23 protein-coding genes are annotated in these 23,150 nt (G+C 59.7%); 9 read left to right on the plus strand and 14 right to left on the minus strand.

Annotated features, from left to right (window positions below; all coding sequences use genetic code 11):
• Positions 1 to 11: 11 nt before the first annotated feature.
• From AC1D1Y_RS15890 to AC1D1Y_RS15920, 7 genes are all read right to left on the minus strand, one after another.
• Positions 12 to 1,385 carry a glycosyltransferase gene (locus AC1D1Y_RS15890; RefSeq protein WP_477683166.1) on the minus strand — a complete coding sequence of 458 codons (1,374 nt, stop codon included), beginning with the start codon at positions 1,383 to 1,385 and terminating at the stop codon, positions 12 to 14.
• A 5-nt stretch (positions 1,386 to 1,390) separates the two neighbouring features.
• Positions 1,391 to 3,484, minus strand: a complete 2,094-nt coding sequence (locus AC1D1Y_RS15895) for a glycoside hydrolase family 99-like domain-containing protein (RefSeq protein ID WP_477683167.1) — start codon at positions 3,482 to 3,484, stop codon at positions 1,391 to 1,393.
• Between the two features lie 60 nt (positions 3,485 to 3,544).
• Entirely contained in the window at positions 3,545 to 4,720 is a 1,176-nt protein-coding gene (locus AC1D1Y_RS15900) for a glycosyltransferase family protein (RefSeq protein WP_477683168.1), read from the minus strand.
• Positions 4,721 to 4,775: 55 nt separating this feature from the next.
• On the minus strand, positions 4,776 to 5,639 hold the full coding sequence (locus tag AC1D1Y_RS15905; RefSeq protein WP_477683220.1) for a glycosyltransferase family 2 protein: 864 nt from the start codon (positions 5,637 to 5,639) through the stop codon (positions 4,776 to 4,778).
• Positions 5,623 to 6,852, minus strand: a complete 1,230-nt coding sequence (locus AC1D1Y_RS15910) for an ABC transporter ATP-binding protein (protein WP_477683169.1) — start codon at positions 6,850 to 6,852, stop codon at positions 5,623 to 5,625. The genes AC1D1Y_RS15905 and AC1D1Y_RS15910 overlap by 17 nt, the downstream gene beginning before the upstream one ends.
• Positions 6,842 to 7,651 (minus strand): ABC transporter permease, encoded by an 810-nt coding sequence (locus AC1D1Y_RS15915; RefSeq protein ID WP_477683170.1) that lies wholly within the window; start codon positions 7,649 to 7,651, stop codon positions 6,842 to 6,844. Before AC1D1Y_RS15915 ends, AC1D1Y_RS15910 begins: the two co-directional genes overlap by 11 nt.
• A gap of 102 nt (positions 7,652 to 7,753) precedes the next feature.
• On the minus strand, positions 7,754 to 9,034 hold the full coding sequence (locus AC1D1Y_RS15920) for a nucleotide sugar dehydrogenase (protein ID WP_477683171.1): 1,281 nt from the start codon (positions 9,032 to 9,034) through the stop codon (positions 7,754 to 7,756).
• A gap of 280 nt (positions 9,035 to 9,314) precedes the next feature.
• Here AC1D1Y_RS15920 and AC1D1Y_RS15925 point away from each other — a divergent pair, with 280 nt between their 5' ends.
• On the plus strand, positions 9,315 to 10,823 hold the full coding sequence (locus AC1D1Y_RS15925; protein ID WP_477683172.1) for a PglL family O-oligosaccharyltransferase: 1,509 nt from the start codon (positions 9,315 to 9,317) through the stop codon (positions 10,821 to 10,823).
• 6 nt (positions 10,824 to 10,829) lie between these two features.
• Here AC1D1Y_RS15925 and moaC read toward each other — a convergent pair whose 3' ends face one another.
• Entirely contained in the window at positions 10,830 to 11,315 is a 486-nt protein-coding gene (gene moaC, locus AC1D1Y_RS15930) for a cyclic pyranopterin monophosphate synthase MoaC (RefSeq protein ID WP_477683173.1), read from the minus strand.
• 41 nt (positions 11,316 to 11,356) lie between these two features.
• Here moaC and tfpZ point away from each other — a divergent pair, with 41 nt between their 5' ends.
• Positions 11,357 to 12,136: a TfpX/TfpZ family type IV pilin accessory protein gene (gene tfpZ / locus AC1D1Y_RS15935; RefSeq protein WP_477683174.1), complete on the plus strand. Its 780-nt coding sequence runs from the start codon at positions 11,357 to 11,359 to the stop codon at positions 12,134 to 12,136.
• Positions 12,137 to 12,164: 28 nt separating this feature from the next.
• Positions 12,165 to 13,751, plus strand: a complete 1,587-nt coding sequence (locus AC1D1Y_RS15940; RefSeq protein ID WP_477683175.1) for a M48 family metalloprotease — start codon at positions 12,165 to 12,167, stop codon at positions 13,749 to 13,751.
• On the opposite strand, the gene AC1D1Y_RS15945 is transcribed toward AC1D1Y_RS15940, so the two are convergent.
• The 3 genes from AC1D1Y_RS15945 to AC1D1Y_RS15955 form a co-directional block, all read right to left on the minus strand.
• A complete protein-coding gene (locus AC1D1Y_RS15945; RefSeq protein WP_477655836.1) occupies positions 13,707 to 14,060 on the minus strand; it encodes a phage holin family protein in 354 nt (117 codons plus the stop codon). The two genes, AC1D1Y_RS15940 and AC1D1Y_RS15945, sit on opposite strands and share 45 nt — an antisense overlap.
• Before the next feature lie 77 nt (positions 14,061 to 14,137).
• Positions 14,138 to 14,587, minus strand: a complete 450-nt coding sequence (locus AC1D1Y_RS15950) for a hypothetical protein (RefSeq protein WP_477683176.1) — start codon at positions 14,585 to 14,587, stop codon at positions 14,138 to 14,140.
• A gap of 58 nt (positions 14,588 to 14,645) precedes the next feature.
• Positions 14,646 to 15,374: a TerC family protein gene (locus tag AC1D1Y_RS15955; protein ID WP_477655838.1), complete on the minus strand. Its 729-nt coding sequence runs from the start codon at positions 15,372 to 15,374 to the stop codon at positions 14,646 to 14,648.
• A gap of 469 nt (positions 15,375 to 15,843) precedes the next feature.
• Here AC1D1Y_RS15955 and AC1D1Y_RS15960 point away from each other — a divergent pair, with 469 nt between their 5' ends.
• Positions 15,844 to 16,281 (plus strand): DUF3717 domain-containing protein, encoded by a 438-nt coding sequence (locus AC1D1Y_RS15960; protein ID WP_477683177.1) that lies wholly within the window; start codon positions 15,844 to 15,846, stop codon positions 16,279 to 16,281.
• 55 nt (positions 16,282 to 16,336) lie between these two features.
• Positions 16,337 to 16,657, plus strand: coding sequence for a DUF2007 domain-containing protein (locus tag AC1D1Y_RS15965; RefSeq protein ID WP_477683178.1), 321 nt, complete (start codon positions 16,337 to 16,339; stop codon positions 16,655 to 16,657).
• On the opposite strand, the gene purB is transcribed toward AC1D1Y_RS15965, so the two are convergent.
• On the minus strand, positions 16,654 to 18,045 hold the full coding sequence (gene purB / locus AC1D1Y_RS15970) for an adenylosuccinate lyase (protein WP_477683179.1): 1,392 nt from the start codon (positions 18,043 to 18,045) through the stop codon (positions 16,654 to 16,656). The two genes, AC1D1Y_RS15965 and purB, sit on opposite strands and share 4 nt — an antisense overlap.
• Positions 18,046 to 18,179: 134 nt before the next feature.
• Between purB and AC1D1Y_RS15975 the strand changes: the two genes are divergently transcribed.
• A complete protein-coding gene (locus AC1D1Y_RS15975; RefSeq protein ID WP_477683180.1) occupies positions 18,180 to 18,797 on the plus strand; it encodes a glutathione S-transferase N-terminal domain-containing protein in 618 nt (205 codons plus the stop codon).
• A gap of 434 nt (positions 18,798 to 19,231) precedes the next feature.
• Here the strand turns inward: AC1D1Y_RS15975 and AC1D1Y_RS15980 are convergent, their stop codons facing one another.
• Entirely contained in the window at positions 19,232 to 19,822 is a 591-nt protein-coding gene (locus tag AC1D1Y_RS15980) for a glutathione peroxidase (protein ID WP_477683181.1), read from the minus strand.
• A 334-nt stretch (positions 19,823 to 20,156) separates the two neighbouring features.
• Here AC1D1Y_RS15980 and AC1D1Y_RS15985 point away from each other — a divergent pair, with 334 nt between their 5' ends.
• From AC1D1Y_RS15985 to rfaE2, 3 genes are read left to right on the plus strand one after another with little or no spacing between them, the layout of a single operon-like run.
• Complete coding sequence (locus tag AC1D1Y_RS15985; protein WP_477683182.1) at positions 20,157 to 21,026, plus strand: ferritin family protein; 870 nt, start codon at positions 20,157 to 20,159, stop codon at positions 21,024 to 21,026.
• 44 nt (positions 21,027 to 21,070) lie between these two features.
• Complete coding sequence (locus AC1D1Y_RS15990; RefSeq protein ID WP_477683183.1) at positions 21,071 to 21,376, plus strand: Rid family hydrolase; 306 nt, start codon at positions 21,071 to 21,073, stop codon at positions 21,374 to 21,376.
• 9 nt (positions 21,377 to 21,385) lie between these two features.
• Entirely contained in the window at positions 21,386 to 21,892 is a 507-nt protein-coding gene (gene rfaE2, locus AC1D1Y_RS15995) for a D-glycero-beta-D-manno-heptose 1-phosphate adenylyltransferase (protein WP_477683184.1), read from the plus strand.
• On the opposite strand, the gene AC1D1Y_RS16000 is transcribed toward rfaE2, so the two are convergent.
• On the minus strand, positions 21,893 to 23,137 hold the full coding sequence (locus AC1D1Y_RS16000) for a beta-ketoacyl-[acyl-carrier-protein] synthase family protein (RefSeq protein WP_477683185.1): 1,245 nt from the start codon (positions 23,135 to 23,137) through the stop codon (positions 21,893 to 21,895).
• Between the last annotated feature and the right edge of the window lie 13 nt (positions 23,138 to 23,150).

Raw genomic sequence — 23,150 nt, forward strand, 5'->3', positions numbered from 1 at the left:
TTGAATTCGGCTCAGATTTTTTCCGCGCTGATTTTATTAAGTCTGTCCCGCATGCGCATACCTGCCGCATGCGCACTGTGCGTCGCGCGAATGCTTTCCGCCGCGCGTCCCCCAATAGATTGGCATAGTTGCCGATCCTGATGGAGACGGTGCATCCATTGGGCTGCATGTTGAATATCCGGTTCGGCCCAAAATTGACCCTTCCAAAAAGGGTACTCACCTTTCCGGACTGGCACAAAGTGGTAATCAACCAAACAACTATTAAAGTAGTTCGTGAAATCCATGTTGCCTGAATATCCCGTTGCTATCGTCGGCTTGCCGTAATACATTGCCTCTGCAATTCCTCGACCAAAGCCCTCAGATCGATGTAGTGAAACAAAGACATCACAGCCACAAATCAGTCCCTTGATTTCACGGTCGCTAAGAACTTCATCAATAAAAATGATGCGCTTATCCTGGTTGCGTACGCTGTCTATGAAGGTTCGGTATTCATGGGGGCATTTGTCCATGCCGTTCATTTTCACAACCAAGGCAACAGAATGATCGGCGCTGTTTTTGAAGGCGAGGTTGAAAGCATCAATGACCGCCCTCGGGTTCTTTCGTGCTACATGCGATGTGAAGTCGAAAAAAAATAGAAAAGTAAATGCATCCTTCGGAACCCCCAGTGCTTGTGCAACCGCGGGGTCGGCGGCTCCCGGCTCCACCACCTGCGGCATCCAGATGACGGGTACCGAGGATTTTCTTGCAATTGCCTCCTGTACGAAGCGGGATTGAGCCCAGATTTCTTGTACATAACGAAAATTACCGATCCACTTATCGGGAAATTCTGAGAGTTCCCACATCCAACATGCTATGTTGTGGGACTTGTCGAAGATCTCAGAACCGAGATAGCTGAGCGCCATGTCCATCTCATTGGCATTGAGGCAAAACAGATTCGTGCTGTGTTTTCTATTTAGGGTGGCAGCTTGCTCGTGATATGAAAAATCTTGTAGCAAGGCATTGGCTTTTGAGTGGGGCCCGAAAGCGCTGCATATCTTGAATGGAATATCCGACGAATCCAGAGCCAGCGATATGGCGCGAAGATTCTCGCCAACGCCCAGAATCGCATGGGGATGCCCGATCAGTAGCACGCCCGGGGCTGTAATTTCCTCAGGTGCAGTGTCCGCTCGTTTTTCTTCAGTCTTTCCTGGATGCGTATTTTCGTCGGTTGCAGATCTGGGGCCCCGTGCCGTCAAATGGAGCAGCCTTTTTTGAATTCCAGCCCAGCCCTCCGCGCGCCGTATTGCAGCCAACCTGAAGACAAGAGCGCGTGAACCGCCAAGCCGCTGCCATTCGTAAGACAGCCGTATCGACAGTGATCGCAGCCATAATGTGGAAGTTTTCATCTTCCTCATCGGTTATATCTCTGCATGACCGTACGCGTGGCTTCCAAATAGGCACGTCCATTTTTTTTATCCGGCTCAAGGTGATTTCCTTCGGCCCACTCATTCCACGCATTGATGAATAGGAGACGTTCATCGCCTACATGCATGCGTGCAGTCCACTCGGCGGCGGATTCAAGCCAGTGAGCATATGCTTCTGGGCTGCTATCCAGAAAAATATGTCCGGAGTCCTGCCGTCTGGCGGTGTTGTCCCAGGATGGCATCACCCCTCTGAAAAATAGGTATGGAGGGCATCTCGCGAGCATGAAATTTTTCATTGTGGCAACGTAGTCGTAACACAGTCCACGGAACTTCACGTTCAGAAGTCGACGAGGGACCGGGCTCCTCACTCCCTTGCCAGAAGGTGGAAACTCAACTGCGGCATCGAAACCTATTGTTTTTGGATCGTCGTTAAGGCGCGGGTTCGTATTGTTGTGTACATATGCCAAGTAGATTTCACCTATACCCGCTACCCGGCTTTGATCCCGCCATGCACGCACGGTCTGGGCGGCATCGGGAAGTAAACCAACTTTGTATACCAATATCAGTGGTTTCCCATCGATCCGGATATAACGACTATCCCTAAGGGCCGGGAATAAACCCTGAATAAAGGCAATGTCATCTTCCAAACTGTGATTCTGGGCGATCAAGACATGACTGTCTTGTCCATCCCACGTGCGTGTCCAGTTTTCGTTGGCCCAGCAAAGACAGAACGGAAAATCCGGCTGACCTGTAGCCAGAATTTCGTCCAATGGACGACTTAATAAACGTTTTCCATTGAACCAATAGTAGTAATAACAAAATCCGGAGACGCCATATTCCCTGGCAAGGCTGGCCTGCTGCCCTCTTACCTCCGGGATGCGCAAATCATAGAACCCAAGTTCACTCGGTACATGGGGTTGATAGTGACCAGTGAAGTTGGGCGTTGCTTTTGTCACGTTCGTCCATTCAGTGAATCCTTTGCCCCACCATTCATCATTCTCCGGTGTGGGATGGTATTGGGGTAGATAGAAGGCGATCGAGCGAATACGTCGGTTCAAGGTAATTTCGCTATCCCACTTTTCCAAAAACACCTTTGCATTTCGTGCGACAAGGGTTTTCTTGAGATCCGAATTTCTGTTCACTGAGGCACTCAAATGATGTACCACCTCCGATTGTGGTTCGTAATAAACACGGTATCCCGCCCGCCTGGCCGTATAGGCCAAGTCTGCATCTTCAAAATATGCCGGTGCGTATCTGGTATCCAATCCACCCACCGCAGTCAGCAGGTCTCGCCTGGCCATCAAGCTGGCACCAGAACTGTATTCAACTTCGCGTGCGAACTGGTAGCTAGGATCGGAGGCGGCGCATCCCAGGCCAATTAGCTCCCCAATCAATTCGCCCTGGTCTTTATCAACTGGTTTGATGAGTCTGGCACCAGCCTCCTGCAGTCGACCATCGGGGAAAAGCAACATGGAGCCGACAACGCCGATATTGGGCATTACATCCAGCCTTGCCACCAGGGGGTCAAGCCACTCCTTCTGAACCTGTGTATCGTTGTTTAAAAAATAAACATAATCCCCGCGAGCGAGCTGAAGCGCGGCGTTGCAGGAATGCAGATAGCCGAGGTTCGAGGCATTTCGCAAATACCGCAATCCGGAAATGGAGGGGAGCACGGTCTGTGTTTCATCCGTGGACGCATCATCGACCAGCAACAACTCAAATGATGTCACCTGAGGGTGGCGGTTGATTGCCGCCAGGCATTCGATCGTCAGTATGAATTGGTTGAAGACCGGGACGATGATGGAGACGCGAGGGTTGATGTGGTTTTGAAAAGCCAGTGCCGACGCTACGCTTGCTGCCTCCGCAGCACTAAATCTCTGGACGTCCACGCTCCTGGAACGCTCGGTGCTGCGGCCGACCTGCGAGGGAAAACCAAGCAGCCGATTGAGCTTGAAAAAAAAGCTCCCAAATCCTTCATGTCTGATAACCAATATTACGGTTCGAAGTAAGGCCCTCCACCCTCCAGACACGGCAGCATACGACGAAGCCGTGAAGATCAATCGCCAAATTTTTTTGAGCATGTTTTTTTGTGGTCGCTATGTCTATGTGGATCACTTGGCTATTTCCGGATCGCTATCCGGCTACCTGCCCTGATGGTTCTTGAGGACGTCGATTGTGCGGCGCAAAAAATTGCGGGCAACGCGAAGTGGTGAACCCAGTCGCCACTCCAAGGTCGATTTAACGCGGGAAATTTCCTTGCGGAAACCGATTAACTCCGCCTCGCGGCCGCGCAATATTTTTACTAGGCGGATGTACTGGGCGTGCTGTGTTGAAGCCGGCGTGGTGCGGGGGAGGCCCAATTTCCTGATGGGCAAATCGACGCGATGGGCAAAGAGGCGTTCGAGATTGTGGCGCAGGTGGAGGGACGCGGCCGCCCGGCTCGCGTGCGCATCCAAGTAACTGAGCGCGCCGCTATATCCGCTCGTGATCTCTAAGACGATGGTTTCCGGCATCTTCTTTGAAAAACCGCGACCGGAGAAATTATTCTGGCCGGCGAGGTCAAAGTTGCCCTCATCGAGCCAACCTGGCCCTCCAAAGTGATCGTAACAATAGACGGGAACCTTCGACGCCAGGCAATAGGGGACGGTTTTCCCGATTGTGAGCACGGTGTCACAGTTCCGCAAGAGTTGGGCGTTGATCAAAGTCTCAATGCCGCCAATTCCAACGCGGACAATCTCGACACCGCTCTTCTTGAGGATTTCTGCGGCTTGTAGAACTTCCGGCGGGGGATGATTGCTAATGACAGCTACGCGCCTTAATACCGGGCTGTGAAATTTTTTGCTTTGAACCCAATAGTTGCCAGGCACGGCGTTGGGGAAGAGGAGTACCTGATCTTCTCTTAGTCCAGAGGTATTGATGATGTGGTTCTTGTTTTCAATAGAGTGGGCCAGCAACAGATCGACTGATTCTCTGTGCTCGGGAACGGCTTCAAGAGGCTCGAAATGGGAAAGGCTGCAAAAAATAACTGTGGCTGCTTCTACGCCGTGGGTCAATATTTCATAAAGTACGGGCGCATGGTGTATCCATACCAAGTCAAACTTGGCGTTGCCGATGGCCAGCGGCTCGGCCAGCATATCGATAACTTGAAAGTCCCGTTTTTTAAACTCGGAGACCATGGGGGCGCCCGGTAGCAGAGTTGCAACACAAACATCCCAACCCATTTCGCGTAACTCCGTAGCGAGCTCGAGGGTGAGCACCTCGGAGCCTGCGTAGGAGGCTAGGTGGTGTGTAGCGATCAGTGCGCGGCGGGCTTGCATGGCGTCCACTTGTGAAATGGCGTGTGTTTTCTATCGATGGCTGAATCAGGGGGCATCAATGGATCACAACCGCATTGTGGAAAAGGGTCTCGCCCCATTCGAACAGAGGTCTTGAAAAATCGGATTGCTGGTGGATTGCGGTGCCTTTTCGGGCTAGCCATTTTTTTCCATATGTATCGAATGGAAAATGCTTGACGTAATAATCGCAGGTTTCTTCCCATTGCTGAAGCGAGATTGCTTTTCCGTAGTGCTGGCAATAGAACTTCGTGATGACCTGATCCACTCCGGCTGGCTCCCTTGCGTCCAAACCCATATATCGGACGTGGGATTGGTTTCGCCATAGCATCAGGATATCCCTTCTTTCTGGGCCAAAAAAACGGCGAAAGCCGAGCAGGTTGTTGCCTGGCGCAAAAGGTGCTTGGTCGTCCGGCGTCATATAAGCATCAAACAGCTGAATACGGACGCCATTGCAAGCTTTGCTCGCGCCCCCCCCAACAAAACTGCGGACATCGCCAATCACCCGTTCGTCGGCATCAAAACACAGAGTCCACTCAAAGTTCAGTCGCGAACGCGCGAGCTGAAGCAGTAGCCCCCTGTGGCGGGTTTCAGCGGAGAGCCGTTCAGCAATTTCACGGTCCCAAGAGGTGTTTTGAATGATCAAGGCGACCTTGGGATGATTGCGGAGAATGTCAAGCGTGCTGTCGGTGCTCGCATCGTCGTAAGCAACAATTGCATCAACGTGTTCGCAGACATGATCAAGCGTATCGCGCAGGATCAGCGACTCGTTGCGGACACGGGTAATGCCAACAAGAAGGGACTTCTTCTTCAGCAATGCCTTGTTGCAAACGAGAATGCGTTCGGAGTCCCGTAAGCGGATGCGTCCGATTTTGCGCCGCCACCAATCACCAAAGCCAAGCATGTTCACACGCTACCTCCCCTTCCCATCGAGGAATTCCGGACTGACTGAATTCAGGTAACACCTCGAACGAGGCGCATCGTTGGAATTCGTCATAGGCGAACATGACATGGCGGTCGCAAACATTGGCTGAAATCCAGTAGCGGCCGGGAATAAAAGAGGTGCGAGGAAGTGTTAAGCGAACTTCTCGCACGCTTCCCATAAGAAAAATGTTGTCTCGGATGGTATTGAAGATCGCAACCAGTCGGCCATGGTCGTTGTGAATTTGAACGCCCAATCCAAACTCGCTGACCGATTGCGCTAAATCGGAGAAATGCAACGAAAAACAAACAGTCAGATTTTCACCAACGTTCAACTGCTGGGCGTCCACAGTGGCACCGGTAACCGTAATGATCTTGTCACTTCCCGATGGATGTTTGCCGCGGGTGCTCGGCGCGGAATTTGGGGCATCCGGATTTATTTGCCTTTGCTTGTGGAGTTCTTGATCAACGCGTTGCTGGTAGGCAAAACAAACCTCGGCGGCGTCGCCGCTCATGAGTACGTCTCCTCCGTCAAGCCAGACTGCACGTTGGCAGAAGTTTCTGACAGCGGGAATGGCATGGGTCACCAGGAGAATGGTCGTTCCTTTGCTTTGTAGGTTCTTCATCCGCGAGATGGAGCGCTCCTGAAACTCCATATCTCCCACGGCCAAAGCCTCATCCACAATCAAGATATCCGGGTCAACGTTGACGGCTACGGCAAATGCAAGCCGTACAAACATGCCGCTGGAGTAAATCCTTACGGGCTGGTCGATAAACTCGCCGATATCTGCGAACCCGACAATCTCGTCAAAACGCTCGTCTATTTCGGATCGCTTGAGTCCCATCACCGCGCCCTGGAAATAGACGTTCTCCCGGCCCGTGAACTCCGGATTGAAGCCTGCGCCCAGTTCCAGCAATGCTGAAACTCGCCCATTGACCTGTGCTGAACCCGAAGTCGCTTTCAGAATCCCGCAAATCAACTGCAGCAGCGTGCTTTTGCCCGACCCATTGCGGCCAATGATGCCAACCGTTTCCCCTTTTTTGATTTCAAAAGAGACATTCTTCAGCGCGGTGAATTCGCGATGAAAGCGCATGCGCCCGAGCGTGAATGCCTGCTTGATCCGGTCGCCGGGGTGGCCGAAGATGCGGTAAGTCTTGGTCAGATTTTTGACGGAGATGGCAATGTCAGAGCGCATCGGCAAACTCCTCCCGGCTGTGCTGGAAGAAGGCGTAGCCGAGTACCGATACGACCAGGCAAAAGCCGAACGCCATACCCCAGGTGCCCCAGTCAATCGATTGTGCGGTGACGACGGCGCGAGAGGCTTCGATCACTATTCCCAAGGGGTTGTAGTGATACACGGGGCGCAGAGCGGCCGGCACTGCACTCATCGGATAAAACACGGGCGACAGAAACATCAGCATTTGCACAAACACCGGCAGGATCTGGGTCATGTCCTTGATGAACACGCCCCACGCCGCCACAAACCACGAGAGGCCCAAGGCTAGCAGGAGGACGGGAAGCAACAAAATCGGGAACAGCACAACCTGACCATGCAAGCCGCCCACCCATGCCAGCGCGGCCACCAGGATCAGGAAGTTGAACGCGCCATGGACCAAGGCGGCCCCTAAGGGAACCACGGGCAGGATATGCACGGGAAAGATAATCTTCTTCACAAAGCTGGGATAACCGCGTACCGATGCCGGCGCGCGGGAAACCGTCTCGGCGAAGACATTGAAGGTGATCAAGCCGCTATAGAGCAACAGCCAGAATGGCAGGCCGCTGTCCTGCTGGGGCCAGCGCGTCTGGAAGACCTGGCCGAAGATGAAGGCGAAAATCGCCAGCATCAGCAGCGGGCTGAGGAAAATCCACAACACGCCGAACATCGCGCCCCTGTAGCGCAGCAGCACGTCCCTCTTGATGAGCTGGCCGAGCAGGTAGCGGTGGCGCCAGACATCGGCAAAGATCCGCACCGGGTTCACGATGACCGTGCTCATGACGGGAAAGCGGGTCCGCATGCCCGTAGGAAAAGGCCGGCAGGGCCGGTGCCTGTTGGCGGGTGCTGAAGCGGAATTTTCATTGTTTTGGTGGGCAGTGGCTCAGAGGCGCCAGACCGCGAACCCCGCCGCATTGAGCCTGCCACCATCAAACCGCGCCTTGACATCGATAAAACACCCGCCATGTTTCAGCTTGTCGACATAGGACGCGTGCGGTTTGGACAGCAATGCTTCGTGAGCCACCGCAACCACCACCGCGTCCGCTTGCGGCAATGAATCCCAGGCAATCAACTCGACGCCATACTCCAGCCGCGCCTCGGCCGCATCGGCGACCGGGTCATGTACGAACACCTCTACGCCGTATGCGCGCAGTTCGGTGATCAGGTCCCATACCTTGGAATTGCGCAGGTCCGGCACGTCTTCCTTGAAGGTGATCCCCAGCACATTGACCTTGGCGCCTTTGATGTGCCTGTCCGCCTGGATCAGCTGCTTGACGGTCTGCTCCGCAATGAACTTGCCCATGTTGTCGTTGATGCGACGCCCCGCGAGGATCACTTCGGGGTGGTAGCCCAGCATCTCGGCTTTGTACGTCAGGTAGTAGGGGTCGACGCCGATGCAGTGCCCGCCGACCAGGCCCGGGCGGAAAGGCAGAAAGTTCCACTTTGTCCCTGCCGCTTCCAGCACCTCCAGCGTGTCCAGGCCCAGCATGTTGAAGATGACGGCGAGTTCGTTCATCAGGGCGATATTCAGATCCCGCTGCGTGTTCTCGATGACCTTTGCGGCCTCCGCCACCTTGAGTGRCGAGACTTTATGCACGCCGGCGCTGACGACTTTTTCATACAGCGCCGCAACACGCTCCAGGGTATCGGGGCCGTCTCCGGCCACCACCTTGACCGTGTTCGCGAGCGTGTGCTGCCTGTCGCCGGGGTTGATACGTTCCGGGGAGTAACCGACGTGGAAGTCTTGCCGCCATTTGAGGCCCGATATCCGCTCGAGCACAGGAATGCAGATTTCTTCGGTGGCGCCTGGGTAGACGGTGGATTCGTAGATGACCGTTGCGCCCGGTTTGAGTTGCGCGCCGACGGTTTCACTGGCGCGGATAAGGGGCGTGAAATCGGGCTTGCGGGCGGCATCGATCGGTGTTGGAACCGCGATGATGAAGACGTCGGCGCCCGCCAGCTTGGCGGAGTCGATAGTGAAGGTCAGCTGGGTGGCGGCACGCATGTCCGGCTCGGCGACCGTGCCGCTGGGGTCCAGGTGCTTGTGATAGCTTTCGATTTTTTGCGCAGAAAGATCGTAGCCGATGGTCGGCATCAACCGGCCGAACGCAACGGCCAACGGAAGACCGACGTATCCGAGTCCGATTACTGCGACTACTTCCATGATTCTTGTTTCCCGTTCATACACTGGGTCCCGTCCGCCGGCGGTTTCGGGGCGGAACGGGACGATGCTAACGCATGTAGGAAGAGGAGGGCGGATTGTGTTGCGCCTGGAGCTGGTTGCGCCGCTCGACCAGGTCCGGGGGGGGGGCGTGTGTTTGCTGCCAATGCGTCCTGGATCCTCGCCGGATCAGGTAATCTCGCAGCCATGAGCTTTTGCGGCGCTGCCAACCTGACGCGGCACCCGCATACCGAGCACCTCGACCCTCCCGCTTATGCAATCAATGGTTTTTTCCTTTTTCATAGCCCTGCCCTGGCTCAATCCGCTGGCGCTTGGACCTTCCCCCGGCGTCGTGCCCTGGCTGGTAACGTTCGCCGCAACGGCGGCCCTGGTTTTTTATGCCTCGCTGCACCCCATGCCGGGCGAACTGCCTTTGCATGCCTCTTTTGCCCAGCGGTGGGCGGGGCCGGCGGCGTGGGCCTGGTTGGCGGCCGGCCTGGTCAGCAGCCTGATAGGCTTGGTCCAATACTTCGGCGCCGCGGCCGCGCTGGGGGGCTGGGTGAGCCAAACCATGCCGGGAGAGGCATTTGCCAACCTTCGCCAGCGCAACCAGTTCGCCAGCCTCACCAATATCGCCCTGGCGGCTTTGGTCTGGCTGGTTGCACAGCGCGGTGCTTCGGGGCCGCGGCAGTGGATGGTGCTCACGGGGGCCGCCCTGCTCGCCGTCGGCAACGCCGCGTCTTCCTCCCGCACGGGCCTGTTGCAGCTGCTTGCGCTCTGTGTGCTGTTTGGGGTGTGGGGGGCGTGGCGCCAGCCTCGCGTTCTACGCCTTCTGATCACGGCGGTGCTGGCCTATGCCTTGGCGACTCTGGCGCTGCCATGGTTGTTGGGATTCGACCCGGCGGCGCACGGGATGCTGGCACGGCTGCGCGGTGGCGAGCTGGCATGCGCGAGCCGCGTCGTGCTGTGGTCCAACGTGTTGCACCTGATCGCGGAGAAACCATGGTTCGGCTGGGGCTGGGGGCAACTGGACTATGCACACTACGCCACCCTGTATGCCGGGCCGCGGTTTTGTGACATTCTGGACAACGCCCATAACTTGCCCCTGCATCTGGCGGTTGAGCTGGGCATCCCGATGGCGCTGCTGGTTTGCGGCCTTGGGACGTGGTGGGCGGCGCGGCAGCGGCCCTGGGGCGAGACGGATCCCGTGCGCCAGCTGGCCTGGGGCGTGCTGGCGGTGATTCTGCTGCACAGCCTGCTGGAGTATCCGCTGTGGTACGGACCATTTCAGATCGCTTTCGGCCTGTGCGTGGGCTTGCTGTGGCGCACCGGCGATAAAACGCCGGGGATTGGCGCGACCAGGGCTCCCGTGTCCAGGAGGCTGCTGGCTGCAATAGTGATGGGGTGTTGCGCCTACGCCGCATGGGATTACCACCGCGTCAGCCAGATCTACATGGCACCGCAAGACCGCAGCGCGGCCTACCGCGAGGGCACCCTCGCCAAGATCGGGGACTCCTGGCTGTTTCGCAAGCAGGTCCGTTTTGCCGAGCTGGCGCTGACTCCCCTGACACGGGATAACGCCCGCTGGACCTTCGATACGGCGACGGCTTTGTTGCACTACTCGCCCGAGCCGGTGGTGATCGAAAAAGTGATTGAAAGCGCCGTCATGCTGGGCCTGGACGATGAGGCATTGGCGCACTTGGCGCGCTACCGGGAGGCATTCCCGAAGGAGCATGCGCGCTGGGCCGCGGCCAAGGCCGGCTTGCCCCCGGGCATCGAACGCCTGCCCTAGGCCGGCTCAGGGGTTGGTGAAACTGCCGGATTTACCGCCGTGCTTTTCGAGCAGCTTTACGTCGGTGATGGTCATGGCGCGGTCGGCTGCCTTGCACATGTCGTAAATTGTCAACAGCGCCACCTGCACCGCCGTGAGTGCCTCCATTTCCACCCCTGTCGGGCCGACGGTTTCCACGGTGGCGCGGCAGGTGATGCTGGAATCGCTCTCTTGCGGCAGGAAGTCGATGGCAACGCGGGTCAGTGCCAGCGGGTGGCACAAGGGGATCAGTTCGCTGGTCTTCTTGGCGGCCATGATGCCGGCGACGCGCGCGATGCCCAGCACGTCCCCCTTTTTGGCGTTACCCTGCAGAATGATGGACAGCGTCGCCGAATTCATTACGATACGGCCCTGCGCGATGGCGACACGGTGTGTGGCTGCCTTGCCCGCCACGTCAACCATATGGGCCTGGCCTTGGCCGTCAAAGTGGGTGAGTACGGGAGGGGACGCCATGCTTTTACGAAACCTTTACAACGGGCCCTCATCATAAGACCATGTTTGTGAATCAGAGTCCTCTCCAGAGCCGTCTGCTGGCGGCGGGCGTGCATTTTGGTATCAGCCTAGCGATTGCGGCGCTCGCGGCCACGCTGGTTTTTTGGGTTTGGTACCCCTATCCTTACCGGGAAATCTCGGGCGGCCGCGAATTGTTCATGATCGTGGTGGCCGTTGACGTGGTCATGGGCCCCCTGCTGACATTGGCGGTGTTCAACGTTAAAAAGGGCTCTGCGGTACTGCGTCGCGACCTGACGGTGATCGGCCTGTTCCAGCTGGCTGCGCTAGCCTATGGTTTGTGGACGGTTGCCGTGGTGCGTCCCGTGCACCTGGTGTTTGAAATAGACCGTTTCAGGGCAGTTCACGCCATCGAGGTGCCCGCGGACGAGTTGGCGCGGGCGCCGGCGGGGTTGGGCACGCTGCCGTTGACGGGGCCGACGCTTCTGTCGGTACGCGAATTCAAGGACGACAAGGAGCGCTCTGACACCACCCTTGATGCTTTAGCGGGATTGCCGCTAGGCGCGCGTCCCGGGTTCTGGCAGCGCTACGATCAAGGCAAGTCCCAGGTTCTGGCCCGCGTCCGGCCGCTGGAGGAGCTTAAAAAGCGCTTTCCGGATAAGGCCAGTGAAATTGACGCGGCACTGAAATTTGCATCCGGCGGTAGCGGTAAGGCCGGGCCCATAGGCTATATCCCCATGGTGGGGCGGAAAACATTCTGGACGGTCCTGCTGGACACCAACACCGCAAAGGTCATTGCTTTTGTACCCATCGATTCGTTCTGAACACGGGCGGCCGCCAAGGCAAGGCCGGATGCTGGGCCGATTGGCGCTGGGTGTTCTCGCATGGGTGGCCTTGGCCAACTTCTCTCTAGCCCAGGCGCCCGCCAGCCCTCCCGGCGTCACGACGGGCTCCCTTCCTTCGCTGGGCGAAACGTCCGAACTGGCCGCCGCCGCGGAGCGCCGTATCGGCGACCGCATCGCCGCCAGCATTTACCGGGACCCGGACTACATCGACGACCCGGTGCTGGTCGACTATGTGCAAAGCCTCTGGCTGCCGCTGATAGCCGCGGCACGCACGCGCGGGGAATTGCATGTGGAGCTTGATGAGCGCTTTGCCTGGCAGGTGTTCCTGATCCGGGACCGCAGCATCAATGCCTTCGCCCTGCCCGGCGGTTATTTTGGTGTGCACCTGGGCCTGATTGCCGCGGTCGGCAGCGCGGACGAAATGGCCGCCGTGCTCGGCCATGAAATCAGCCACGTCACACAGCGGCATATTTCGCGCATGCTGACGCAGCAGTCGCGCCAGACGCCGTGGATGATCGCCGCCATGGTCCTGGGCGCCCTGGCGGCCGGGAAGAACGGCGATGCGGCCAGCGCCGCTATCGTGGGCGGCCAGGCGGTCGCGGTGCAAAACCAGCTCAATTTTTCCAGGGACATGGAAAGGGAGGCGGACCGTATCGGTTTCGGCGTCATGACCGACGCCGGTTTTGAAAGCCGCGGCGTGACCGCCATGTTCGAAAAGCTGCAGCAGGCCTCACGCCTGAACGATAACGGCTCCTTCCCCTATTTGCGCTCCCACCCGCTGACGACCGAACGGATCGCCGCGGCGCAGGCGCGCGTGCAACTGGCCTCCATGGAGGCCGAAAAGCCTTCGCGTGAAAAACTGGTCGAGGCCGGAAAGGCCCGTGTGCTGCACGCCATGATGGCCTCGCGCGCGCGCATCCTGGCGGCGCCGGGCGTGGATGCGCTGCGGTCCATGGTGACGGAGGCCCAGCGCCGCACTTCGCCACTGGTCATGCAGGCACCGGCTTCGGCGGAAAACGTGCGCGATGTCGGTGCTGTGTACGCCGGCGCTTATGCGGCGTCGCAGCTGCGCGATTTCGCCGGCGCCCGAACCTTGCTGGCAAAACTCCGGCCGTTCGTCGCGGAGGCGCCCCAAGCGGCGAGTGCCGCGGATTTGCTGGCCGTCGACATCGACCTGCTGGCCGGTGTCGTCCCGGCGACGGCCGCAAGCGTCGATATTTCAAAAGCCACGTCGCGCGCGGAGGTCCTGACCCAGGCTCGTTCGCTGCTGGCGGCGCAGCGGGCCCAGGATGTGTCCGGCCGGCTGCAGACCTGGGTGGCGGCCCACCCCAAGGATGCGACCGCCTGGCAGTTGCTTGCCGTGGCTTATGGCAACCAGAACCAGAATGTGCGCGCGATTCGCGCCGAAGCGGAAAGCCGCGCGGCGCAACTGGACTATCCGGCGGCGCTGGACCGCTTCAAGGCAGCACAGGGCCTGATGCGCAGCAATCCCGGCAGCTCGGATTACGTGGAAGGCTCCATCCTCGACACGCGAACGCGCCAGACGGAATCACTTATCAAGGAACAGGCGCTCCAGGACAAAGTCGATCACTAGCTGCAGCACCGAATAAATCAGCGAGCCTATCAGCGCGGCGCCAAAACCGGCGACGTTCAGGCTGCTGGTGAGGCTGGCAGCAGCCCAGAACATGAGCGCGTTGACGACGAAAAGGAAAAGCCCCAGCGTCACCAGCGTCACGGGCAGCGTCAGCAGTACGAGGATGGGGCGTACCACCATGTTGAGCGCGCCCAGCACGGCGGCCGCAATCAGCGCACCGGTAAAGCTGCTCACCACCACACCCGAATACAAATACGCGACCGCCAGCAGGGCGGCCGCACTGAAAAGCCATTTGAGGATGAGTTTCATGGCCGAAGAATACCATCGAGTCGCTCAAAGAAAATGCGCCCCTGGGAGCGCATTGGCAATGGGGTGATGGCCCCCGATCAGTCGGTCGCCACCAGCAATCCGGCGCTGGCCAGCGCCGTGGCATAGCCCAGCACGCCGTGGCTTTCCTGGGCCTGGGAGGCTGTCACGGGCTGCATGTCCTGGCCGAACTTCGGCCGGCGCGCATCCAGTACGCGCGCGGCGCCGTGCTGCTTGATCAGGGATTCGGTCTGAGTGATCAAGGTGGTTTGCGCCAGCTGGGTCAGTACCGTATCACCCTCTTTTTCCAGCACGGGCATCAGCTGGGAGAAGACTTTTTCCGCCCACTTGCCGCGCCAGCTTTCGCGCGCGCTGTGCGTCACCCATTTGCTGACGCGGTGCGTCACGCGGGGTGCGCAACCGACCACGATCCATCGGGTCGGGTTGCGGGGGCCGCCGGCGGGAAGCATGGGTTGCAGCATCTGCTGGGCATATGCGGCGTCGTCAACGTACACGATGATGTTGTCCATGAAGTTCTCCTTGAGTTGTCGTCGTTTTAGAAAGCTTGCGGGTGACGGGTTGCCGGTTTCAGTGGGGGATCAGGTCCGCGTCGCGGGTCGAGCGGTTGCGCCGGGTGGCCCACCAGCCCGCGCCCAGCACGCCGGCCACCGCCACCGCGTAGGTGATCCATTGGGCGGCCGTGTGCAGGTTTTCGGCCGAAGGCAGCGTATTCGGGCCGCCGTAGATCGGGTCCAGCAACTGCTCGCTTACGACCATCTTGGCGGCGGTGAAGGCCAGCACGGCGGCGCCCAGGTTGATGATGATGGGGAAGCGCTCCACCAGCTTGAGGACCATGGTGCTACCGAAGACAACGATGGGGATGCTTACCAGCAGGCCGATGACGACCAGGTCGAAGGAGCCGTGCGCGGCGCCGGCGACGCCCAGCACGTTGTCGATGCCCATCAGGGCGTCGGCCACCACAATGGTTTTCATGGCGCCCCAGAAAGTGCTGGCGACGGGCCCGTCGTGTTCCTTGTCGCCCTGGTCGGCCAATAGCTTGTAGGCGATCCACAGCAGCCCCAGGCCGCCTACCAGCATCAGGCCGGGGATTTTCAGCAGCCACACCACGCCGACGGTCATGGCGGAGCGGACCACGATGGCGCCCACGGTGCCCCACACGATGGCTTTTTTCTGCAAGTGGGACGGCAGGTTGCGCGCGGCCAGGGCGATCACGATGGCGTTGTCGCCGGCGAGCACCAGGTCAATGAGGATGATCGCCAAAAGGGCGGACCACCAGGGGGCGGTAAATAGTTCCAAGCTCACACTCCATGTCAAGTTTCGACTTGGAAATCCGAATGAACGGATTTCCGGATTCGTGAAACCGGAAAAGGCCTGTGGGTGGTTCGGGTCAGGGAAACTGGTGCCGCGAACGCCTCGATCAAACCTGTTCAGGTTTCAATCGAAGGTCTGGCTCGACATGCAGTGTCGCTGCATGCCCAACAAGCCGGAAGTGTGAACTTCGTAATGACGACTTGTTGTTAGCGATTTTGCTGTGGTGTCTGTTATCGAATATTGCAGCAAAACGAGGGAGTTACTCCCCTTCGTCTGGATATTTGACAATAAAAATGGATTTTTTGCAAGTCGCCGGCATCTTCCCTGATCGCGGCTAAATCCGCGTCGGGGGAAGCTATTTCCCGTCTGCCCGATAATGAACGGCCCGGCTCTGCGGCTCGCGCATCCTTCTCATTTGGCGCGGCCAGCCACCTAATTTGGTACTTTATTCCCCATGCCCGGCATCCACATCACCGACATCGAAGCCGCCATCAATTACTGGCGCGACAAAAAGCCCTCGCCGGACGGCGTGACGCTGGCGCCTGAACTGCGCGCGCTGGCCGAGGTCTATGCCCTCATGGTCTTTTATCATGAGGACGAAGCAGACGAAAAAACTTTCCCGCCCAAGGCGCTCGCCGCCTGGCGCGCCTGGTACGACACGACAGCCGACACGCCCTGCATCGCGATCTGTTCGACCAGCCAGGGCGACGCCCTGTGCAAGGGCTGCGGCCGCACTTTCGACGAGGTGCAGCGCTGGCCCGAAATGACGCCCGGTGAAAAGCGCACCACCTGGCGGCGCATCACGCAGGAAGCGACGGCCTGGCGCTTTGGCCGCTACGCGGACCGGGCGCTGGAAAGCAAGACGCCGGCCTCCTCCGACGAGCCGTCCTGAACCTTAAGCTATCAATTTGGTAGCAATCAACGGCAGGGCGGGCTACACTGGCCGCATGCTCAGATTGGCCCGCGCTCCCAATATCGCTATTGCCGCACTATGGGTGGATGCCTTGCGGCAGGCCGGCTTTGCCGCCAGCGTGCAGCGTTACTTCCTGGGCAGCGTGGCCGGCGAACTGCCACCCGATCAGTGCTTGCCTGAAGTCTGGCTCACACACGACCACGAAGAGGCGCAGGCGAAGGAACTGCTGCACAGCTTGCAGAACATGCCGCAGCGGCGCTGGCTGTGCGCCTGCGGCGAGACAGTGGAAGGTGGTTTTGAGCAGTGCTGGCAGTGCGGCGCCGACATGCCGACGCCACCTGCAGCACCTGGCTAGACCCGTTTGGCCAGCTCGGCCGCCAGGCCGACGTAGCTGCCCGGCGTCATGGCCAGCAAGCGGGTTTTCTCCGCCTCGGGAATTTCCAGCGAGCGGATCAGCGCATGCAGGTCTTCGGCTTTCACGGTTTTGCCGCGCGTGACTTCCTTGAGCTTTTCATAGGCGCCTTGTACGCCGTAACGGCGCATCACGGTCTGTATCGGTTCGGCCAGCACTTCCCAGGAGCTGTTGAGGTCATCGCTGAGCGCTTCGCGGTTCAGTTCGAGCTTGTTCAGGCCCACGCTTAGCGAGTTGTAGGCCAGCACGGCATAGCCCAGGGCCACGCCCATGTTGCGCAGCACGGTGGAGTCGGTCAGGTCGCGCTGCCAGCGGGAGATCGGCAGCTTTTCGCTCATGTGGCGCAGCAGCGCATTGGCCAGTCCCAGGTTGCCTTCGGCGTTTTCAAAGTCGATGGGGTTGACTTTGTGCGGCATGGTGGACGAGCCGATCTCGCCATCCTTCAAGCGCTGCTTGAAGTAGCCCACGCTGACATAGCCCCAGATATCGCGGGCCAGGTCGATCAGGATGGTATTGGCGCGGGCCACGGCATCAAACAGTTCAGCCATGTAGTCGTGCGGCTCGATCTGGATGCTGTAGGGCTGGAAAGTCAGGCCCAGGCCCAGCGGCTCGGGCGTTTCGATCACGCTGCGGCTGAAGGCTTCCCAGTCGAAATCGGGCCAGGCCGAGAGGTGGGCGTTGTAGTTGCCCACGGCGCCGTTCATCTTGCCCATCAGCTTGACGGCGGCGATTTTCTCGCGCGCATTGGCCAGGCGCACCACGACGTTGGCGATYTCCTTGCCGACCGTGGTCGGGCTGGCGGTCTGGCCGTGCGTGCGGCTGAGCATGGGCTCACCGGCAAACAGGTGGGCCATGTCGCGCAACTGGGTAATTACCTTGTCGAGCGCCGGCAGCACGACCAGGTCGCGGCCGCTTTTGAGCTGCAGCGCGTGGCTGGTGTTGTTGATGTCTTCGCTGGTGCAGGCRAARTGCACAAATTCGCTGGCGCCCTTGAGCTCAGGCCTGGCCTCGAATTTGGATTTGATCCAGTATTCGACGGCTTTCACGTCGTGGTTGGTGGTTTTTTCAATCTCTTTGATGGCCGCGGCGTCGGTTTCCGAGAAATTCTTGACCAGGCCCAGCAGGTAGGTGCGGGCGCCGGGGCTCAGCGGCTTGAATTCGGCGAATTTGGCGTCGGACAGCGCGATGAACCACGCCACTTCCACCTGGACGCGGCGGTGCATATAGCCCTGCTCGGACATCAGGGGGCGTAATTGGGCGAGTTTGCCGGCGTAGCGGCCGTCCAGCGGGGACAGGGCGTTGATGGTGGAAAACGGGGTGGAAGAGCTCATCCTTCAATTGTAGGGCGCGCCCCGGGCCGGCTCGCGGGACTGTCCAGATTTGCGACGTTTGGGGGAACCTGTCAGCCCGGGGCTGGGCTTACTCGATAGAATGCACTTCCCTCGGACCACGATCTCACACCATCATGAAACTCATTGGCTCCGCCACCAGCCCCTATGTGCGCAAAGTGCGCATAGTGATGGCCGAGAAAAAACTCGACTTCCAGTTCATCCTGGAAGATGTCTGGGCGGCGAACACCACCATCACCGCGTCCAATCCCCTGGGCAAGGTGCCTTGCCTGGTCATGGAAGGCGGCGAAGCCGTGTTCGACTCTCGCGTGATCGTCGAATACCTGGACACCYTSTCGCCYGTCGGCAAGCTGATYCCCTCCCAGGGCCGCGAGCGCGCCGAAGTCAAGACCTGGGAAGCCCTGGCCGATGGACTGATCGACGCCGCCATCCTGGCCCGCCTGGAGGCCACCTGGAGCGGCCGCGGTGCCAAGCAGCGCAGCGACGCCTGGATTGACCGGCAAATGGGCAAGATAGAGGCCACCCTCAAGGCCATGAGCACCGGCCTGGGCGACAAGGCCTTCTGCAGCGGCATCCACTTCAGCCTCTCGGACGTGGCGGTTGGCTGTGCACTGGGCTACCTTGACCTGCGGTTCACGCAGGTCAACTGGCGTGAGCTCTACCCCAACCTGACCCGGCTGCAGGACAAGCTCATGCAGCGCACCAGCTTCGCGGAAACGATCCCGCCGGGCTGAGCTGGCGTGGCGGTTGATCAATGCTGAAGACCCGAGCCGAGGCGAATAGCCGGCTCCGGGCAGGTTCTGTATCGCAGCAAACCGGTAATACCGGAATCCGATAACGCGGCAGGCAGAGGCGCCCCGTCCGTGGGAGGCGCCTTGCTGGCTGGAATATAAAAATGCTGCGAAGCGCCCCGGCGCGAACGAGGGAGGGAGGGAGGAGGAGGAGCGCCCCGGGATTGCAGCTGAACCTGGACGGCTCAGAAGGCTTCGCAACAATGAAACTGTTTTGGTCTGCGCCGCTTGTCTCTTGCGAGAGCAAATTGCGTATACGTAAGTATGAGCGCACGAGGGCCCGGTAGTTCCCCAGGCACATGGTTTGCCAGGTAAATTTTTGTTAACGAGGCAGGGCCAGGCGGCTCTGCCGAATGACTGACGGTTCCGCCGCTTCGTCAGGGAGCGGCAAGCTGCTTTTCGATCTCTTTGAGAAAAGGCTGGCCGGATGGGTCGTCCCTGGAGTTGAAGCTGGTGACGCTGATACCGTCCCGGGCGATCACGTATTTGTAGAAGTTCCAGCGCGGCGTGGTGCCGGTTTTGGCCGACAGCTGCTTGAAAAGCGGGTTGGCGTCTTTGCCGGTCACGCTGGTTTTGGTGAACATGGGGAATTTCACCCCGAAGGTGTTCTCGCAGAAGTCCGCGATCTCCTTGTTGCTGCCGGTTTCCTGCGAAAAATCGTTGGAAGGAAAGCCCAGCACCACCAAGCCTCGATCCTTGTATTTGGCGTGGAGTGCCTCCAGCCCCTGGTACTGCGGCGTGAAGCCGCAGAAGCTGGCGGTGTTGACCACGACCACCACTTTTCCGCTGTATTGGCACAGGGACTGGGGTTTTTCGTCCTGCAGGCGCAAAAAGGTTTGTTGCAAAAGACCGGTGCAGGTGACAGGTGCCGGGCTGGCCGGGGCGGCCTGCGTGGCCGGCGAAGCTGCAAGCAAGGCGCCGCAATAGAACATGCCCAGCAGGAGGATTCGGGGCTTGGAGGCTGGCATGGTTAAACTCTCGGGCTTTGGGTGGACGGCGCGTTTCATTCTGGCGGTGTTCGGTTTGCGGCACAAGTACCGGCATGGGGCATGCCTTCTGAAGGTACGCGCTGCGGCGCCTGCCGGATTTTGTCTTGCTTGGGGGCTTGAAAACGTGCAGTGAAACAGCGCTTGAGTAGGCCAACATGCCGGAATGGACCGCGAAATTGCCTGATTTGCCGGTAAATTGCCGACAAATCGCAAGTTGTCACATTAGCCGCCTAAAATCAGTCTAGTACCCAGGATGCGACAGCAGGCATCCAAGGCAGATTTATCTGCGAATTCGATTGCGAAGGAGTTCTCAATGCTTTACCCCGAACTGTTCAAACAGCTTGAGTCTGTCCGTTGGGACATGGACAAAGACATTCCATGGGCCAGCTTCGATCCCGCCAAGCTGACCGACGAGCAGGCCCAGACCATCAAGATGAACGCCATCACCGAATGGTCCGCGTTGCCTGCCACGGAAATGTTCCTGCGCGACAACAAGGACGACAGCGACTTCTCGGCCTTCATGTCGATATGGTTCTTCGAAGAGCAAAAGCACTCGCTGGTGCTGATGGAATACCTCAAGCGTTTCCGCCCCGACCTGGCCCCCACGGAARAAGAGCTGCACGMRGTSCGCTTCGAGTTCGASCCYGCGCCCGYGCTGGAAACGCTGATGYTGCAYTTYTGCGGCGAGATCCGCCTGAACCACTGGTACCGCCGTGCCAGCGAATGGCACACCGAGCCCGTCATCAAGCAAATCTACACCCAGCTGAGCCAGGACGAAGCGCGCCACGGCGGCGCTTACCTGCGCTATATGAAGCGCGCCATCAACAACTTCGGCAATGAGGCGAGGACTGCCTTTACCAAGGTCGGCGTGCTGATGGCCAGCGCCCGCCGCACGGCGCAGGCGCTGCACCCGACCAACCTGCACGTGAACAAAAGCCTGTTCCCGCGCGACACCATCCAGAGCCGCCTGCCCAACCCGGAATGGCTGGAGCACTGGCTGGACACGCAGATCAAGTTCGACGCGGTCTGGGAGGGCAAGGTGGTCGAGCGCATCCTGCACAACCTGAGCCTGCTGATGAACCAGAGCTTCAAGACCGTACAGGAACTGAACCGCTACCGCAAAGAGATCGGCAAGGAAATCGTCGATTCCATCGCCGCCAAGCCGGCGCCCGCCGGCGCCTGATGCAGGATCTGCGTTGGCCAAGTTCAGCGGGCGGCAGAAGCCGGGTGGTTGCCCATGGCGCCCAGGTGTTCGCGGTGGCCAACGCCAGCGACGCCTCGCTGGATTTCGCCGGGCAGCTTTCGCAAACCCTGGAGATGCTTGACGCCCACCTGGCGCACGTGGGCGCTTCGCGCACGGCGTTGCTCAGCGTGCAGATATTTCTGGTCGACATGCAGCATAAAAAGCAGTTGGACCCTATCTGGCACGAGTGGATAGGCGACGACAGCACCGTCTGGCCGCAACGCGCCGTAGTGGGCGCGCAGCTGGACGGCGGCCTGCTGGTTGAGATCGTGGCCCAAGCCTTCCGTTAAAGTCGCGGGATGCCCAGCGATCCCCAGCCCCCCCTCTTTCTACAGAAAATCGTCTCCCGCGAGGAGGCGCCGCGGCGTCTGGCCGCGCTGCCCCGCCCCGTCGTCTTCACCAACGGCGTGTTTGACGTACTGCACCGTGGGCATGCCACTTACCTGGCCCATGCGCGTGCGCTGGGCGGCAGCCTGGTGGTGGCCTTGAATACCGATGCTTCGGCCCGCCGGCTCGGCAAAGGGGAGGACCGGCCGCTCAACAACGAGCAGGACCGCGCCATCATGATGGCGGCGCTGGAATCCGTGAGCCTGGTSACCTGGTTCGGCGAGGACACGCCGCTGGAATTGATCACCGAGCTGCGGCCCGACCTGCTGGTCAAGGGCGGCGACTATGACATGGACAAACTCGCTGAAACGGCGGTGGTCAGGGCTTATGGCGGCGATGCCCGGGCGATCCCGTTTGTGGACGGCTATTCGACCACCGCGCTGGTGAGGAAAATCAGGGCCGCGCCGAGCGGCCTCTGATCAGGCCGATTTGGCGATCAGCACGGCGTTGGACCCGCCGAAGGCAAAGGAGTTGGACATCACCGCGCGCAGGCCCTTGGCGCCGCGCGGCGTGAGCGGGACATAGTCCAGGTCGCAGCGCGGGTCGGGATGGTGCAGGAAGGCCGTTGGCGGTAGTTGCCCTGTGCGCAGGGCCATCACGCTTGCAATGAATTCCATGGCGCCCGCTGCGCCCATGGCATGGCCATGCACGCCTTTGCTGGAGCTGATGGGAAGGCGAGTGGCCAAGTCCTGGAAGGCCAGCTTGATGGCGCTGGTTTCCACCACGTCACCCACCTCGGTGGCGGTGCCGTGGGCATTGAGGTAACCGATGTCAGAGGCCTGCAACTGCGCATCCGCCAGCGCCAGCGTCATGGCGCGTGCTTGGCCCTGGGCGTCGGGTTGCGTCAGGTGGTGGGCGTCGGTGGTGGAAGCGTAGCCGCAGAGCTCGGCCAGAATGGTGGCGCCGCGGCGTTTGGCGCTTTCCCACTCTTCCAGCACCAGCATGGCGGCGCCTTCGGCCAGCACCAGGCCGCTGCGATCGGCGGAAAACGGGCGGCAGGATGTTTCAGGGCCGTCGGCATGAGGCCTGGCCAGCGTGTGCATGGCTTGCCAGGCCTTGATGGTGCCGCGATTGAGCAGCGCTTCCGAGCCGCCCGCCAGCATGGCGTCGGCATAGCCGTGGCGTATCTGCCGAAAAGCCTCGCCGATGGAGGTGGCCGACGAGGCGCAGGCATTGGAGATGGTGCTGCTCGGCCCTTTTAAACCGAACTCCATCGAGACGTGGGCCGCGATGGCGTTGTTCATCGCCAGCACGACGGTCATGGGGCGCAGGCGCGCGACCTTTTGTTCCAGCAGTGCCGTGTAGGCCACATCGGTGGAACTGGCGCCGCCGCTACCCGTGCCCAGGGACACGCCAAAGCGCTCCGCGGCAAAGCTGTTGTGCACGGAGGCGGAATCACTCAGGCCGGCCTGGGCCATGGCTTCGCGGCCAGCCACCAGCGCAAACTGGCTGACGCGGTCCATGGTCAGTAGCCGGGCGCGGGGAAAGTGCGGGTCGGGATCAAAATCGATCGCGCCGGCCAGCACGCTTTCGGTGCCGGTGGGAAAGGGAATGTCGACAGTCCGGATGCCCGAGCGGGCAGACAGCAATGAATCAAAAAACGCCGGGGTGCCGGTTCCCACGGCGGAGATGACGCCCAGACCCGTGATGGCAACGCGACGCATGGTGGTCCTGGGG

The sequence above is a fragment of the Polaromonas sp. P1_G1 genome, from assembly GCF_056405595.1.